General features: G+C 44.7%; 20 protein-coding genes and 1 tRNA gene. 15 read left to right on the top strand and 6 right to left on the bottom strand.

Translation table 11 applies throughout. The features are described 5' to 3' along the window. Positions 1 to 34: 34 nt before the first annotated feature. Positions 35 to 107: transfer RNA gene (locus tag AB1K91_RS05760), tRNA-Val, on the bottom strand. Between the two features lie 186 nt (positions 108 to 293). On the opposite strand from AB1K91_RS05760, the gene AB1K91_RS05755 reads away from it, so the two are divergent. From AB1K91_RS05755 to AB1K91_RS05730, 6 genes are all read left to right on the top strand, one after another. After that, positions 294 to 1,148, top strand: a complete 855-nt coding sequence (locus AB1K91_RS05755; protein WP_413088826.1) for a TetR/AcrR family transcriptional regulator — start codon at positions 294 to 296, stop codon at positions 1,146 to 1,148. Between the two features lie 11 nt (positions 1,149 to 1,159). Beyond that, a complete protein-coding gene (locus tag AB1K91_RS05750) occupies positions 1,160 to 2,593 on the top strand; it encodes an MDR family MFS transporter (RefSeq protein ID WP_413088825.1) in 1,434 nt (477 codons plus the stop codon). 114 nt (positions 2,594 to 2,707) lie between these two features. Continuing rightward, positions 2,708 to 3,139, top strand: a complete 432-nt coding sequence (locus AB1K91_RS05745; protein WP_413088824.1) for a hypothetical protein — start codon at positions 2,708 to 2,710, stop codon at positions 3,137 to 3,139. Positions 3,140 to 3,373: 234 nt separating this feature from the next. Beyond that, on the top strand, positions 3,374 to 4,624 hold the full coding sequence (gene pgaC, locus AB1K91_RS05740) for a poly-beta-1,6-N-acetyl-D-glucosamine synthase (RefSeq protein ID WP_413088823.1): 1,251 nt from the start codon (positions 3,374 to 3,376) through the stop codon (positions 4,622 to 4,624). After that, the gene (gene pgaD / locus AB1K91_RS05735; RefSeq protein ID WP_413088822.1) at positions 4,585 to 5,034 is read left to right on the top strand and encodes a poly-beta-1,6-N-acetyl-D-glucosamine biosynthesis protein PgaD; all 450 of its coding nucleotides are present in this window, start codon (positions 4,585 to 4,587) and stop codon (positions 5,032 to 5,034) included. Before pgaC ends, pgaD begins: the two co-directional genes overlap by 40 nt. Beyond that, positions 5,031 to 5,894, top strand: coding sequence for a polysaccharide deacetylase family protein (locus AB1K91_RS05730; protein ID WP_413088821.1), 864 nt, complete (start codon positions 5,031 to 5,033; stop codon positions 5,892 to 5,894). The genes pgaD and AB1K91_RS05730 overlap by 4 nt, the downstream gene beginning before the upstream one ends. Positions 5,895 to 5,907: 13 nt before the next feature. On the opposite strand, the gene fosX is transcribed toward AB1K91_RS05730, so the two are convergent. Next, positions 5,908 to 6,318, bottom strand: a complete 411-nt coding sequence (gene fosX / locus AB1K91_RS05725) for a FosX/FosE/FosI family fosfomycin resistance hydrolase (protein WP_413088820.1) — start codon at positions 6,316 to 6,318, stop codon at positions 5,908 to 5,910. After that, entirely contained in the window at positions 6,315 to 6,926 is a 612-nt protein-coding gene (locus tag AB1K91_RS05720; protein WP_413088819.1) for an HD domain-containing protein, read from the bottom strand. Before AB1K91_RS05720 ends, fosX begins: the two co-directional genes overlap by 4 nt. 201 nt (positions 6,927 to 7,127) lie before the next feature. Here AB1K91_RS05720 and AB1K91_RS05715 point away from each other — a divergent pair, with 201 nt between their 5' ends. From AB1K91_RS05715 to AB1K91_RS05680, 8 genes are all read left to right on the top strand, one after another. Further along, positions 7,128 to 8,063, top strand: coding sequence for a metal ABC transporter solute-binding protein, Zn/Mn family (locus AB1K91_RS05715; RefSeq protein WP_413088818.1), 936 nt, complete (start codon positions 7,128 to 7,130; stop codon positions 8,061 to 8,063). An 11-nt stretch (positions 8,064 to 8,074) separates the two neighbouring features. Beyond that, on the top strand, positions 8,075 to 8,821 hold the full coding sequence (locus AB1K91_RS05710) for a metal ABC transporter ATP-binding protein (RefSeq protein ID WP_413088817.1): 747 nt from the start codon (positions 8,075 to 8,077) through the stop codon (positions 8,819 to 8,821). 4 nt (positions 8,822 to 8,825) lie between these two features. Further along, positions 8,826 to 9,734, top strand: a complete 909-nt coding sequence (locus AB1K91_RS05705) for a metal ABC transporter permease (RefSeq protein WP_413088816.1) — start codon at positions 8,826 to 8,828, stop codon at positions 9,732 to 9,734. Further along, positions 9,731 to 10,594 (top strand): metal ABC transporter permease, encoded by an 864-nt coding sequence (locus AB1K91_RS05700; protein WP_413088815.1) that lies wholly within the window; start codon positions 9,731 to 9,733, stop codon positions 10,592 to 10,594. The genes AB1K91_RS05705 and AB1K91_RS05700 overlap by 4 nt, the downstream gene beginning before the upstream one ends. A gap of 94 nt (positions 10,595 to 10,688) precedes the next feature. Then, positions 10,689 to 11,414 carry an alpha/beta hydrolase gene (locus AB1K91_RS05695; RefSeq protein WP_413088814.1) on the top strand — a complete coding sequence of 242 codons (726 nt, stop codon included), beginning with the start codon at positions 10,689 to 10,691 and terminating at the stop codon, positions 11,412 to 11,414. A 97-nt stretch (positions 11,415 to 11,511) separates the two neighbouring features. Beyond that, positions 11,512 to 12,024: a 2'-5' RNA ligase family protein gene (locus AB1K91_RS05690; protein ID WP_413088813.1), complete on the top strand. Its 513-nt coding sequence runs from the start codon at positions 11,512 to 11,514 to the stop codon at positions 12,022 to 12,024. 2 nt (positions 12,025 to 12,026) lie between these two features. Further along, positions 12,027 to 12,449, top strand: a complete 423-nt coding sequence (locus tag AB1K91_RS05685) for a GNAT family N-acetyltransferase (RefSeq protein WP_413088812.1) — start codon at positions 12,027 to 12,029, stop codon at positions 12,447 to 12,449. A 77-nt stretch (positions 12,450 to 12,526) separates the two neighbouring features. Then, positions 12,527 to 13,207 (top strand): DUF421 domain-containing protein, encoded by a 681-nt coding sequence (locus tag AB1K91_RS05680; RefSeq protein WP_413088811.1) that lies wholly within the window; start codon positions 12,527 to 12,529, stop codon positions 13,205 to 13,207. Between the two features lie 3 nt (positions 13,208 to 13,210). Here AB1K91_RS05680 and AB1K91_RS05675 read toward each other — a convergent pair whose 3' ends face one another. After that, positions 13,211 to 13,486 carry a hypothetical protein gene (locus AB1K91_RS05675; protein ID WP_413088810.1) on the bottom strand — a complete coding sequence of 92 codons (276 nt, stop codon included), beginning with the start codon at positions 13,484 to 13,486 and terminating at the stop codon, positions 13,211 to 13,213. Between the two features lie 88 nt (positions 13,487 to 13,574). Further along, the gene (locus AB1K91_RS05670; RefSeq protein WP_413088809.1) at positions 13,575 to 13,856 is read right to left on the bottom strand and encodes a hypothetical protein; all 282 of its coding nucleotides are present in this window, start codon (positions 13,854 to 13,856) and stop codon (positions 13,575 to 13,577) included. 217 nt (positions 13,857 to 14,073) lie between these two features. On the opposite strand from AB1K91_RS05670, the gene AB1K91_RS05665 reads away from it, so the two are divergent. Further along, positions 14,074 to 14,571 carry a CotY/CotZ family spore coat protein gene (locus tag AB1K91_RS05665; protein ID WP_413088808.1) on the top strand — a complete coding sequence of 166 codons (498 nt, stop codon included), beginning with the start codon at positions 14,074 to 14,076 and terminating at the stop codon, positions 14,569 to 14,571. 42 nt (positions 14,572 to 14,613) lie between these two features. On the opposite strand, the gene AB1K91_RS05660 is transcribed toward AB1K91_RS05665, so the two are convergent. Beyond that, positions 14,614 to 15,045, bottom strand: a complete 432-nt coding sequence (locus tag AB1K91_RS05660) for a CotO family spore coat protein (RefSeq protein WP_413088807.1) — start codon at positions 15,043 to 15,045, stop codon at positions 14,614 to 14,616. Positions 15,046 to 15,131 lie beyond the last annotated feature (86 nt).

Raw genomic sequence — 15,131 nt, 5'->3', positions numbered from 1 at the left:
AAAAACCCGCCATATGGCGGGCTACTGCGTGTAGTGATTCCGATTGGACTCGAACCAACGACCCCTACCCTGTCAAGGTAGTGCTCTCCCAGCTGAGCTACGGAATCAATATGTAATGTAACGTCTTGTATTATTCTATTAAATAACTTAAGGTTTGTCAACGCTTTTAAGTAAAGTTATTTTGGGTAACATAAAACAGGTGTATTGACTTTCCATTTTAAGGGGCGTATAGTAGCAAAAGTAACCCAGGGGTTTTTATAAAACTCATTAGTTTTTCTAAGTGAGGGAATGTGATGGATCGGAAAACGGAGATCTTAATGGTTGCAAAGCGGAAATTTGCGGAGTTTGGATTCCAGCAGGTGTCGATGCAGTCGATTGCAGAGGATTGTAAGATATCAAAGGCTTCCATTTATAAGTTGTTCAGTTCGAAGGAGGAGCTGCTGAATGAGCTTATCAAAAACAATCATGAGCAATTGAGGAATAAAGCTGCTTTGATCGAGGCAGATAAGAGCTTGACACCGGATATACGTTTTGAGCGGAAGATTGTGATGGAGATTGATTCTTTCAGAGAAAACAAGCATTTGATCCAAATGCTTATGTTCTCTCCTCCTTTCAAGGAATCGTCAGATCTTCATCAGCATATGAACAATGTTCGGGGCATTCTTATTAAATGGCATCAGGACATGCTTTTGAATCTTTATGGAAAGAAGATAGAACCTTTCAAATGGGATATGACTCTCAATCTGCTTGGACTGCTGAATCCGTATCTAAAAATGATGGCAGATGGCGCAATCTTGCGTGAGCCGGCTGAAGTTGCGCATGAGGTCAAGCTGGTGATGGATGTTATTGTCGCAGATAAGCTGACGCGTCCTCCTCTATTGAATGAGAAGCACATCCAGCTTCATTTTCACGCAGATTTGCCCGAAGCTCCGGGGAAAGAAAAGCTGCTGCATACGATATTGCTGCAAATCCATGAGATAACAGCAAACGATCTACAGGATAAATCGCTGACAGAGGCTGTTGATCATCTGGAGAAGGAACTAGCCAAAGAGGAACCTGCTTCCTATCTGATTGATGCACTGCTTACTTATTTAGATCAACACAACATATTAAAAGAAAGTATCCGAGCCATTCGGTTGCTGCTATAAGGAGGATTATAATGGCTAATCAAACTGCTCAGATCAATCGAAAGGCGACGGTGACGATTTTCATCATCGGAGCTTTCGTGACGATTTTGAACCAGACATTATTGGTTACAGCTTTGCCCCATATTATGAGTGATTTCGATATCACAGCTGACCAAGTGCAATGGCTGACAACTGCATTCATGCTTACAAACGGGATTCTTATTCCGATAACGGCATTCTTGATAGAAAAATATTCAACGCGGAGACTGTTCCTGTTTGCGATGGCAACCTTCAGCATCGGGACATTGGTTGCAGCAGTTGCTCCAACGTTCAGTCTTTTGCTTGTAGCCCGTATCATCCAGGCAATCGGTGCAGGTATCATGATGCCGCTCATGCAGACTGTCTTTTTGACGATCTTCCCGCCAGAAAAGCGCGGGACAGCGATGGGGATGTTCGGTCTCGTCATCGCGTTTGCTCCAGCAATCGGCCCTACTCTTAGCGGCTGGATTGTCGACAGTTTCTCTTGGCATTACTTGTTCTATATTGTCTTGCCGGTTGCTGTGATCGATTTGGTTTTGGCTATCTTCATTTTGAAAAATGTCACGACATTGAAGGAATCCAAAATCGATGTGCTTTCCGTTGTTTACTCTTCAATCGGTTTCGGTGGTATTTTATATGGCTTCAGCTCCGCTGGTACGAACGGCTGGGTCAATTGGGAAGTCATGGGCACACTCGGCGTGGGTGCGCTGTCACTGATTATGTTCATCATCAGACAGCTTCAGCTCGAAAAACCATTGCTGGAATTCCGTGTGTTCAAGAACTTCACCTTCACGATTACGACGATCATGGGAATGCTCGTCTTCGGATTGATGATCGGGACAGAAACGATCCTGCCATTGTATACGCAAAACCTGCGTGATGTGAGTGCATTCCATTCCGGATTGATGCTGCTGCCAGGGGCGATTGTGATGGGTATCTTGTCTCCATTCGTCGGGGCGATTTTTGATAAAATAGGCGCGAAGCTGCTTGCCATCATCGGTTTCTTCTTGATGACAGTGACGACTATCCCGTTTGCTTTCCTTGAACTGGATACGTCCCTCACCTTCATCGTGATTATCTATGCACTGCGTATGGCTGGTACAGCGCTCGTCATGATGCCGCTCACGACCGCCGGGATCAATGCTTTACCAAACCACTTGATCCCGCACGCGACGGCGATGAACAACACATTCCGCCAAGTCGGTGGTTCGATCGGTACAGCAATTTTAATCACCGTCATGACGAATACGATTAAATATGGTGATTTCACAAATCCTGCCGATGCGCAGGTGACTGGTATGGACGCCGCGTTCCTTGCAGCAGTCATTCTATCGGCAATTGGTTTGATCATGGCCTTTTTCTTGAGAAGGAAAAATGATACCGGCAGCAAAAGAGCGACAGCCAAAAAGCTAGGTATGGAAAATTAAAAGTAGAATATAAAATTAGACAGAACATACCAACAGTTACGGTGTGTTCTGTTTTTTTGACAAAAAACCATATATTTTTGCTACAATAGGAATATACTGTAAATAATGAGGTTGGTGTCTATCGTTACGAAAAGGAAAGTTATAGTTACCCTCGGGGTGATTCTTCTCTTTGCAGGAATTCTGATTGATGTTGCCCTGCCATACTTCTATGTCAAGCATGATACTAATTTGGAAGTGAGCTTGAATGAAAAAGTAAAGGAAGGTCATAGAGATTCCATATTTTTAGGAGATCTTATTACATATGACTGGAAAAGGGCCTATTTCTTCCATCCTTACTCAGAAGAAGCAGACATGAAGAAAACACTTGGCATAAAGTTTCATGACCCAGTGGATATGTCGTTGAGGGATGATATTGAGCTTTTAGTAGTTGTGAAAGAAGACGACTCGTTTGAATATGCTAAGATTCAACTCGATTACGGTATGGCCTCAGCAAAAGATGACTTCTTGACTCCTGAAAATGATGCAATTGAGATTACACATCCTTAGTTATCTAAGACAGTGATCGACCGGCAGCTGCCGGTCGATTTGTTTTCATGCTTTCATGTAAATCATTCTTTTGACAACCTCCCTCTTCTTTCCTGCTGATTGAATAATTAACAGCTGCTTTAATTGACTATCGACAGTAAAAGCCTAACTATTTAACCACAAAATTCCTCGTGCCTTTTTTCAAGCAATCTATTATACTTTGATAGCGCAAAATACATTAAGGTGGGCAAGTACATGTTTGATGAAGTTTTTGTACCAGGGCTGAACGGCATCGCTAGTTTCGTCTTTTGGTACCCGATTATCATGTCGCTGTTTTGGATTGCTGGTACGCTTGTCTATATTTGGTTTCGTGATAAAGACCAAAAAATTGATTTTGAGAAGGTCGATTGGCCTCTGATCAGTTTTTTGGTCCCTTGTTATAATGAGCAAGATACAATTGAAGAAACATTGGATAATCTGTTGAGGCTGGATTATCCAAAGAAAGAGATCATTTTGATAAATGATGGCAGCAAGGACGATACGGCTGCCATACTGAAACGGCTCAGCCGGAAACATCTGAGCATTCGGGTCATCCAGTCGTATGAGAATCGGGGAAAAGCGAATGCGCTGCATCTTGGTGCACACGCTGCCCGGGGCGAGTTCTTGCTTTGTTTGGACTCGGATGCGATTCTTGATAATGATGCGCCTTACTATTTGATCCATCATTTTCTGCATAAGGGAGAGCGTCTTGGTGCAGTTACCGGTAATCCGCGCATCCGAAACCGCAATACGCTGCTGAGCCGGATGCAGCTTGTGGAGTACTCTTCCATTATTGGTGCGATTAAGCGGACACAGCGAATCCTCGGGAAAGTTATGACCGTTTCGGGGGTTGTTGTGGCCTACCGTAAGCGAGCGCTTTTGGATGTCGGTTTATGGGACCGGGATATGATCACCGAGGATATCGCTGTCAGCTGGAAGCTGCAGCAGCGTTTCTGGGATATTCGCTATGAGCCGCGGGCGCTGTGCTGGATGCTTGTACCGGAGAGTCTGAAGGGAATTTGGAAGCAGCGCGTCCGCTGGGCGCAGGGCGGTCAGGAAGTCATGCTGCGGCATTGGCGCGTATTGTTCCACTGGAATCAGCGCCGCATCTGGATCGTTTACTTAGAGCAATGGATCAGTACATTCTGGGCGTTTGCTTGGCTGTTCGTCACGGTCACACTTCTGCTGACAGCAGAAGCTTTCCAGGAAATGCTCATCTGGATTACATTCACTTCGTTTGCGCTTGTATTCATGAGTCTGATTCAGTTGTTCATTTCATTACAGATCGATTCAAAATACGACAAAGTAAAACGATTTTATTTGTGGGCATCCTGGTATCCGGCTATTTATTGGATCGTCAATACTGGTGTCGTCATGAGTGCATTTCCACGAGCCATTGCATCACGTTATAAAGGAGGCTATGCAACATGGAAAAGCCCAGACCGCGGAATCGGCAGAAACAAGTAATCATCCTGGAAAAACAGCCTTTGCCGCGTTTTGTCGTCAGCCTTCTATTCACATTGCTAATTTGGATTTATAGTCTGTTTGTCGTCTGGTTCTTCGCTGCTGCTTTATTCGATACGAACGATCGATATAGCGGCATCTTAAAAATCGCCTTCAAAACGTCGAATGCCGAGGTTCGGACATTCATGCTGACCGGCGTATGCATTTTCGTATTCTTCCTCCTCTACCTCATATTCTGGAGGACGTATAATAAAAAACGTTTCGGTAGCAAGACACGCCGCAAGCAACCCATGCCCGCCACCGTGGAAGATTTGGAAAAGCTCGATCTCATCCCTATCGAAACGATCAAGAAGCTGCAAATGAGTAATTACATTGAATTCGAAAAAAATCCAGTAAGGGATCTGGAAAAATGAGAAGGATTCTGCTGATCCTAGTCGGTTTGATGATTGCAGGATTGATAACATTCCGCGCCATTCACTTATTCGAGGCTGATGTGGAAGAAAAAACAAAAGTCGATCATGCCTTGAACAAAGGTGGCTGCCTTGGGCTGAACTACCATCGAATCAGGCGTCCGACTCTTTTTAATAAAACCGTATCTTTCGTCACTCGTTCCGACGAATTGACACGCTACAGCGTCTATACAGATGACTTTGAAGCACAGCTCAAAAAGCTTAAAAGCTTGGATGCAACCTTCGTTACAGCTGAGGACATCAGCCACTACCAGAAAGAAGGCACTTTTCCGGATCGTTGCGTGTGGATCAATTTTGATGATATTGATCGCACTGTGTATGAGAATGCTTTCCCGATTTTGGAAAGAGAAAATGTACCTTTCACGTTGTATGTCATAGCAGGACATGTCGGAGATAAGGACTTCCAGAATTTGCAGATGGCCACCTGGCCGCAGCTGGAGGAAATGGTGGATAGCGGCCTGGCGACAATCGGTTCACATACCTATGATATGCATCGACTGGAAGCAGACAAGCCGTTGTTCCTGGATGATGAAAATCTGGATGATTTCGCCAAGGACTTAGAAAAAAGTAAAATCGCTATCAAAGAACATCTGGATATCGACCCTATCACTTTCGCTTATCCGTATGGAAATACGAACGACAAGGTCGCTAAAGTTGTCAAAGATGCTGGCTTTGAACAAGCCGCCATTCTTGCGCCGCAGTCCATCACACCGAAGGATGATGCCTATTATGTGAATCGGATTGTCACCAATCCAGACACATTTGAATCTATTATATTGCCTTACTTGGAAAACCAGGAATAAGGGTGAAGCTAAATCAAGCTTCATCCTTTTTGTATGATTCCAGCCGTTCTTGCAATGTTCCCGCATGCAGTTCAAAAAGATTATGATCATAATCATAAAAGTAAACGGACATCCCTTCACCGGAAATCCGGGTGCGCGATGACCTTATTTCCAAACCTGCTTTTTCTATCCTATCTTTGTACATTTCAAAATCTGCAACATTCACTTCAAATGCAACATGGTGATATGTCCGTTTCACAATTTCCTCTGCCTGCATGACAGCAATCCATTGTCCACCAATCAGGAGGAATTTCTCAGGATATAAGGAATGGCTTTCATCGCCGCTGTCGTATACTTCTTCTGCATCCAGGACTTCTTTGAAAAGGTCCGCAGTTCGCTTGAGATCCTTGACAACAAAAGTGATATGGCTTATCCCCTTGATCACTTTGTAACCCCTGCAGTTTGGCCAAAACCATTCGCTCTCAATTTAGCTTCTGCCTCTGCAACGATCACTTGCCGCAGCTCCTCAAGTACTGGATGGAATTCGGTATGCGGTTTTAACAAATAAATCATTTCCTTTTCTATTTCAAGCCATGTATCCATCGAAGCTTCGTTATGCTGCAGCTGCGCTTCCAGCTTATCCAGGGCGTTCGCTATTTTTGCTTCGAATGTTTCTTTTGCTTCGAATTCGAGCCAAAGTGCCTGCAGTTCATTCCCCGGCCCCTCTGCCAGAATCGATTTGATATTATCCATTGCATTTTCCTCTGCCAGACGCTTCTGTTCTTTTCTTTTTGCGTCGTAAAGCGTATCGAATGCGGGGATGTCTTTTGCCTCTGCTTCGACAAGGTCGTGGATCATGATCATCTTCAGCAATTTTGCCATATCGAATTTTTCTTCTATGTATGGTTCCAATAGCACAGCCATCAAACCTACACGCCATGTATGCTCTGCAACACTCTCCTGTCTGCCATTGGACAGCCAGCTGTGCCTCATCTCAATTTTAAGCTTCTCGGCAAGCTTCAAAACTTGCATGATTCCTTTCAAATTTCCCATTGATATCGCCCCCTTCCTCCATATTACCATAATTTTCATGTGAAACATGTCGTTTTTTTCCTTAGGTAAATTTATTTTCCCAAATGATTATCTTTTGTAGATATGCACTTGACTTTCCCACGCACATACTATAATTTTGCACTAAGGAAAAACATATGCATATGACTAAAGATTTGAATTTACCGAAAAGGAGTGTCTTACGTGAAAAAGCTGTTTTCTTTCGTTTCTCCCTTGTTGGTCGTGTTTTTGCTTGCTGGGTGTGGTGCTTCCGATTCTGCTTCTGGTTCCGGTGCTGAGGAAGATAAATTACAAGTGACAACGACAATCGCTCAAATTGCGGATGCTGCGATGCAGATTGGCGGCGATCACGTGAAAGTTGAAAGTCTGATGGGGCCGGGAATCGATCCTCATTTGTACGAAGCAACACAGAGTGATATTAAAAAACTGCAGGACGCTGATGTGATCCTCTACAACGGGCTGCACTTGGAGGGGCAGATGCTTGAGGTCTTTGAAAATATGCAAAAAGAAACCCCTACGGTAGCAATCGGTGACGCTATTGATAGTGCGCTTCTTTTATCGGATGCTGAGGATGCCAGCCTTTCAGACCCTCATATTTGGTTTGATATTGCCATCTGGAAAGATGCAATCAGTAATATTACGGATACTTTCATAAAAGAGGATCCAGATAATAAAGCAGATTACGAAGCGAATGAAGCTGCTTATTTCGAGGAGCTGGATGAGTTGAAGAGCTATGCTGAGGAGCAAATGACTTCCATTCCAGAAGAACGGCGCGTCCTTGTGACAGCACATGATGCCTTTAACTACTTCGGCGAGGCTTATGATATGGAAGTAATGGGATTGCAAGGATTATCAACCGACTCTGAATTCGGTTTGGCAGACATTCAAAGATTGGTTGATACGTTGACGGAGCGAAAAATCGGTGCTGTGTTTGTAGAGTCGAGTGTATCCGAAAAATCGATCAATGCTGTGATTGATGGCGCCAAGGAAGCTGGCCATGATGTCAAAATCGGCGGCGAACTCTATTCTGATGCCATGGGAGAGGAAGGAACAGAAGAAGGTACCTATATCGGTATGTACCGACACAATGTCGACACCATTGTAGAAGCTTTGAAATAGGGGGATGACAAATGGATGCACTGGAAGTAAGGAATCTACATGTCGCTTATGATAGGAAAGCTGTACTGGAACAGGTTGAGATGGCCATTCCCAAGGAAAGCCTGACGGCCATTGTCGGTCCGAACGGTGCTGGTAAATCAACATTGATCAAAGCTGTACTCGGTATGCTGAAACGTTCTTCCGGAGAGATCTCTATACTCGGAAAGCCTTATAATCCGAAAAATCGGATTGTAGGCTATGTTCCACAGCGAGGATCGGTCGATTGGGACTTTCCCACGAATGCCCTGGATGTCATCTTGATGGGTCGGTATGGCCACATCGGCTGGTTCAGGCGGCCATCCAAGCAAGATATCGCCTTGGCAAAAGAAGCGCTGCAAAAGCTTGGCATGGAGGAATATGCGGACAGACAGATCCGGCAGCTTTCAGGTGGGCAGCAGCAGCGCGTATTCCTGGCGCGGGCTCTCGTCCAGGATGCGGAAGTTTATTTCATGGATGAACCATTCGTCGGAGTGGATGCCAAGACCGAAAAAGCAATTATTGATTTGCTGCGGGAATTGAAGAAAAAAGGCAAGACTGTCATTGTCGTCCACCACGATCTCCAAACCGTTCCGGAATACTTCGACCACACACTTCTTCTAAATCGGACCGTCATTGCGAACGGCCCGACCGAAGAAGTTTTTACCAAAGAATTGCTGCAAAAAACATATGGCGGTACGCTGGCATTCTTCACAGCACCCGGCGAACAGAGAAGCGGGTGATGACATGATACAGGAAATGTGGAATAGTCTGCTGCATCAGCCGAATACCCAGTGGGTCGTCCTCAGCACGATGTTGCTCGGGATTGCCAGCGGCGTCCTTGGAAGCTTTGCCCTGCTAAAAAAACAAAGCCTGATTGGTGACGCAGTAGCGCATGCAGCACTGCCTGGTATCTGTATCGCTTATCTTTTCATAGGCGAAAAGCAGCTGCTGTTCCTCTTGATAGGTGCTACGGCTACTGGTCTTTTGGCAACTTATTTGATTCAGTTGATCACCTCAACGACGCGGATAAAAAAAGATGCGGCCATTTGTATGGTACTGAGTGTTTTCTTCGGGATGGGCATTGTCCTGCTGACCCGGATCACTCGGCAGGCAGATGGCAATAAGAGCGGTCTGGATAATTTCATATTCGGTCAGGCAGCTGCCATGACAAGAAATGATGTCTATACGATGGCTGGTGTGGCGGGAGCCTTGATCCTTATTGCATTCCTTCTATTCAAAGAATGGAAGCTGCTGATTTTCGATCCCGACTTTGCTAAAAATAGCGGATTGCCAGTCGGTTTGCTCGAGACGCTCTTTTCCACCCTGCTTGTCATAACAGTCGTGATCGGCATCCAGGCAGTCGGTGTGATCCTCATGGCTGCTTTGCTCATCATTCCAGCGATCAGTGCCAGGTACTGGACAGATCGACTTAGCTTGATGGTGATCATTGCCGGTGGAATCGGAGCTTGCTCAGGCATTGCCGGGGCTCTGATCAGTACGATCAGCACAGGCTTGGCAACTGGTCCGCTTATCGTTGTAACCGCAGCCGGCTGTTTTGTCGTATCTTTCACTTTTGGCATGAAGCGCGGACTCATCCAAAAACTGACAGCACATCGCATTCGCACGGAACGCTTAAAGGAGGAAGGTGTATGACTTACGAAGGCTGGATTTTGCTGACTGCCTGTCTTGTCGGCATCAGCTGCGGCATGGTCGGCTGCTTCCTTATTGTCCGTCGGATGACGATGCTTGCCGATGCGATCAGTCATAGTGTACTGCTTGGAATAGTGCTCGCTTTCCTTATCGCCAACAGTCTCAACGGTATGTACATGCTGATTGGTGCAACAGTCATCGGTTTCGTCACAACATTCGCCGTCCAATCCCTCCATAACGCCGGGGTCCAGGAAGATGCCAGTATCGGGATCGTGTTCACGACCTTCTTTGCTATCGGCGTCATCCTTATATCATTATTTGCAAGGGATGTCCATTTGGATGTCGAGCATGCGCTCATGGGAGAGATTGCCTTCATTCCTTGGAATACACAAAACATACTAGGTTTCGAGATACCGAAAGCGACAGCAATGTTACTATGCATCACTATCTTTGCTTTGCTCATCATCCTGCTTTTCTATAAGGAATTGAAACTTACTTCCTTCGATGCAGCACTTGCATTGACGCTCGGCCTGCCGGTCACCTTGATTCATTACTTGTTGATGGGACTTGTTTCCATCACAGCCGTCGGTTCATTTGACGCTGTCGGCGCCATCCTTGTCGTCAGTATGCTCGTGGTGCCAGGCTCTTGCGCTTACTTGCTGACCGATCGCTTGTCGATGATGCTTCTTTACAGCTGCTTGTTCGGGATATCAAGTGCCATAATAGGTTATTATGGAGCGCTCTTGCTCGATGTTTCGATTGCCGGCTCCATGAGTACAGCAAGCGGTATACTGTTTTTGCTGACATGGATTTTTTCTCCGCGTTATGGTTTATTGCGTCGATTCCTTGTTACTCCCTCATAAGCAAATGGCTGCTGCCATTTGCTTTTTTTCTTCCGCTTCCTTCCATTCATGTTAAAATGACATCACAACCCTTTCAAAAAGCGAGGTTCAGCAGATGAAACGAAATGGTAAGATGGAAAGTGCCATGATCGACAGCATTTATTTGGATGAGAGCCTGGAATTGCGCTGGTATAAGCCAGAGTCCTTCTCTCCCCTGTATAAATACCAGTTATGCATCATGCAGGATGGAAACGACTATTTCCAAATGGGGCGGATAGCGACATTAAGTGATCAGCTGCATAGTGACGATCAGATAAAAAATACGGTTTTTGCTGGAATTCACTACCGCGATCGCTATGACCGGATTGATAAATATCATCCTGACGGAAAGAAACATGAAGCGTTTCTGCAGTTCTTATTGCATGAAGTACTGCCGGTGCTTGAGGATGATCTGCCGACATTACATATGGGTGCGACCAGGACATTGATGGGCGATTCTCTCGCCGGCACACTCTCTCTGGTTGCCGCCCTTCGTTTTCCCCATACTTTTGGCGGCGTTGTGATGCAGTCTCCATTGGTGGATGAAGCTGTCATGCGCGAAGTACGTAATGCCAAGCAGCTGGATAGCCTGTCCATTTATCACACGATTGGAACGAACGAGACTTCTGTTCCTACTTCCTTCGGCAAAGAGATGGACTTTGTGGAACCAAATCGCAGCTTACAGGAATACTTCCATTCAAAGACTGTGGACTATACGTACCGTGAATTGGAGGATGCGGACCATACGTGGAAGTATTGGCAGCGTGATATGAAACGGGTATTGACAGACGCTTTCGGCTGATATGTCGAGCGCATACAGATAGCGCTATCTCTGGTATAATAAGGGACAGAAAGCAAACGATACGCATGCTATTCATTCTTAATTGGAGGTACTGTAGATGAACTACACGATAGCAATTTTCCCATCTGATCAAGTTCAGCAAGAGGCCAATTCGTACCGCAAAAGATTCGATTCCGCATACGCACTCATCAAACCGCATATGAAGGTGAGACAGCCATTTACAATGCCTGAAGAAGATCTGATCGACGCAGTGAGTGAGCTGAAACGGATTGCACGTGAAACGGCTCCTTTCTCTTACAAAATAGAGAAAGTAAGTACGTTTGCACCTGCTCACAATACACTTTACTTCAAGGTGTCTCCTTCCGAGCAGCTTAAAACATTGCACGAGAAGTTATACCATGGGTTTTTCGATGGTGAAAAAGAATATGCATTCATACCCCATATTACGATTGCGCAGAATCTTTCAAATGGGGAATACGCTGACTTGTATGGAACGTTGAAGCTGAAGCAATTCCAATATGAAGAACAAGCTGCACAATTTCATTTGCTCGAGCAGCAAGAAGACGAGAAATGGATTGTGAAAGAAACTTTTACGTTAGGCGAGGAATGAAGATGGACATAATCGTAGCAGAAAACAGCATCCAACAACAGGATGCTTTCCAAGTAAGAACTCTAGTATTCGTTGACGAACAAAAAGTACCCGCAGACCTTGAAATTGATGAGCTGGAAAACGAGAGCATCCACTTCGTCGGATATGAAGGCGATATACCTGGAGCGGCAGCTAGAATGCGCCTGGTTGACGGTTACGCTAAAATGGAACGCATCTGTATCTTGAAGGAATTCCGCGGCAAGCATTACGGTAATAAGCTGATGTGGGGCATGGAAGAAGAAGCGAAAAAACGCGGCATTCAGAAGGCGAAACTGAACGCGCAGACACACGCTATTCCTTTCTACGAACGATTGGGTTATACAGTCGTTTCCGATGCGTTCATGGATGCCGGTATTCCGCATAAGACAATGATAAAACAACTATGAGGCTCCCTTGATGGGAGTCTTTTTCGTATAGGTCGCCCAACCTTGGGCATGCTTCTTTTGAAGGGGTGTGAACGAACGTGGGAGTTTATTTAGAGATAGTTTTAGAAGTGATTTTTGGTTTTGTTGGCCTTTTCGTATTGACGAAAATACTTGGAAAGACACAAATGAACCAAATTACGCCATTCGATTTCATCGCTGCAGTTGCAGCAGGTGAACTGTTCGGGAATGCATTGTTCGATCCTGAAGCCGGTATCCCTCACATTGCTGTTGCCATCATTACATGGGGAATCCTCATGCTGGTCATTGAAAAATTGACTCAAAGGTTCAAACGAACACGCGGACTTCTGGAAGGTAAGCCAACTGTCATCATTTCACAAGGTGAAATTCAATATAAGGACATGAAAGTGAATAAGATGGACTTTAACCAATTGATGCATCAGCTTCGAGCCAATAATGTCTTTTCCCTATCAGAAGTTGATTATGCCATCATCGAAGCGGACGGCAGTTTGAGCGTTTTGAAGAAAAGCGCCTATCAGACACCGACGCGGGATGATCTGAAGCTGCAGGACCAGTCCAATCCGCTTCCTGTATCCTTTATCCTTGATGGAGAAATCATTGAAGATAACGTCATCAATAGCGGGAAAACACTTGATTGGCTGAAACAGGAAATCCAAAAACAAGGATTCGATGCCACAGCAGATGTTGCATATGCAGAATGGACACCCTCAAAAGGATTGTTTACCAGAGCTTATCATTGAAAACTAACACAGAATATCTATATAACGCCCTTTTCCGGTCAGGAGACTGAATGTATGTCTATCAAAGGGCGTTCTTTCCCCTGCTTGTTTACTTTCCTGATCCGGCAACGAAGCTTGATAATCAATTCGGTCCTGGACTCGCTGCTCGAATGTATCTTGTTTCCTGTCCAACACTAGCGGATTTGTCTTCTCTACCGTGTATCTGTTCCTGTTCAATCCGGTGACTCTGTTTTGATAGTCCATATATTGATAAGCGGGTACAGGTGTTATCCAGCTCATGCTCTCTCCTCCTTTTATATCCTTATTCTTTCCTTCCCCTTTTTTATCCTTTTTTAACCATATAAAAAAGCAGCCGAAGCTGCTTTGATCAGAACCAGAAATTCCGGCGCCCTTGGCCCTTATCTCCATCATGTTTGTCATCATGTTTATCATCATCATGTTTGTCATCATGTTTGTCATCATGGTGTTTATCATCATGGTCATCATTTCTCTTGCGGCGAGGACCGAAGATCGGATCGAAATCAAAGTCACGATCTTTTTTTCTGCCATGATCATGCTTATCTTTTTCTATATCGTCAGTATCCAATATTACTTTGTCAGCTTTGATGATGAGGTTTTTAACATGGATAACCTTTTTTTCTTCTGACACAATATCACTCCTTTTTCATAAACTCAATTCTGAGATAGTTTATGTTCCATTAATGTTATGGTGTTCAGCTTTTGCCTATATTGAATTTTTTTCCTTCCACATACACCCACGAATTATTCTTTAAAGATGTAAATCGCCCACACACAACATAGGGCATCTCATATCTTATTAAAGACGATACGTCATCACTTTATCAATTCGAGAGGGGTTAAACATCATGAGCTGTGGATGTGAAAAAGGCACAGGCTGCGTCAAGGACATCCTTAAAGAAATTGCTAATGCGCAAAAGGATATCTACACGGAATGCTGTGCCACAAGCGCGGAACAATCCATCAATGATCTTCTTGGCAACTGGGGAGGATCCACTGGTTTCGATACAGTACCTTTCATTATCTATACCGAGAACGGTACACCTTTCAGAGGATTAGGAGTTGTACCGGGAGCTACTCCAGGAACTCTTGGACCGCTTGCAGCAAGCTTCTATTTCCGCGTAAAGACTGTATATGAAGACGATTGTGCGGTTCTGGAATTGCTACGTGATCCAGCGGATTTAAACTTGACACCAGATAGCATCGATGTTCAAGCTGTGGCAAACTTAACTGCAACCGGGCTTTGCTTCACTGTCGATTTACACTGCTTCTGCCATATCACAACGCTTCCTGCCATCTCTGCTTTTAACGGAACTACCGGCACACCAGGAGCTCCAACTATCTAAAAAAAGAAGTTCAATCTTGGAAAACAAGATTGAACTTTTTTTTTAGAATCCAAGTAACTTAATATCCTTAACACTGGATAACTTAATTTCCCGTTTAAATGGCCGTCTGATAGATTTGAACTGTATCACATCATCTTCTATCCCTGATATAGTTCCAATAAAGCTATTTTCCTCCGTAATTACCTCACATTTCATTCGAGGAATTTGAGATGGAAGATTTAACAAGTAACTAGTCTTTTCTGTAATGCTAAGATCCTTGAAATCCCCTTTTTTGGATTTCCTGATACCTTCTTCCACTACCATTTCTTCAACAGATACACCAGCCGGCTTTGGTTTAACATCACCTGTTTTTATCTCTTCCTTTTTATCCCTTGTCGTACGAAAAGCCTGTTGCATTTCTGCTTTTGGCAGATCAAGCTTCGGCTGGGCGATGAACAGCAGCGGCTGCTGGCGCCGTACCTTTTCTTTGGACATGCGACGTCCTCCTCTGCATAGGTTTCTTACCCAGTATATGCAGACAGCCGATGAGCGTGCCCAAGATGCATAAAGAAAAAAGACTG

This window comes from Terribacillus jepli (assembly GCF_047228925.1).
Lineage (GTDB): Bacteria > Bacillota > Bacilli > Bacillales > Amphibacillaceae > Terribacillus.
Note: the sequence above shows the minus strand (reverse complement) of the source record. Positions and strands in the feature narration are given on the sequence as shown.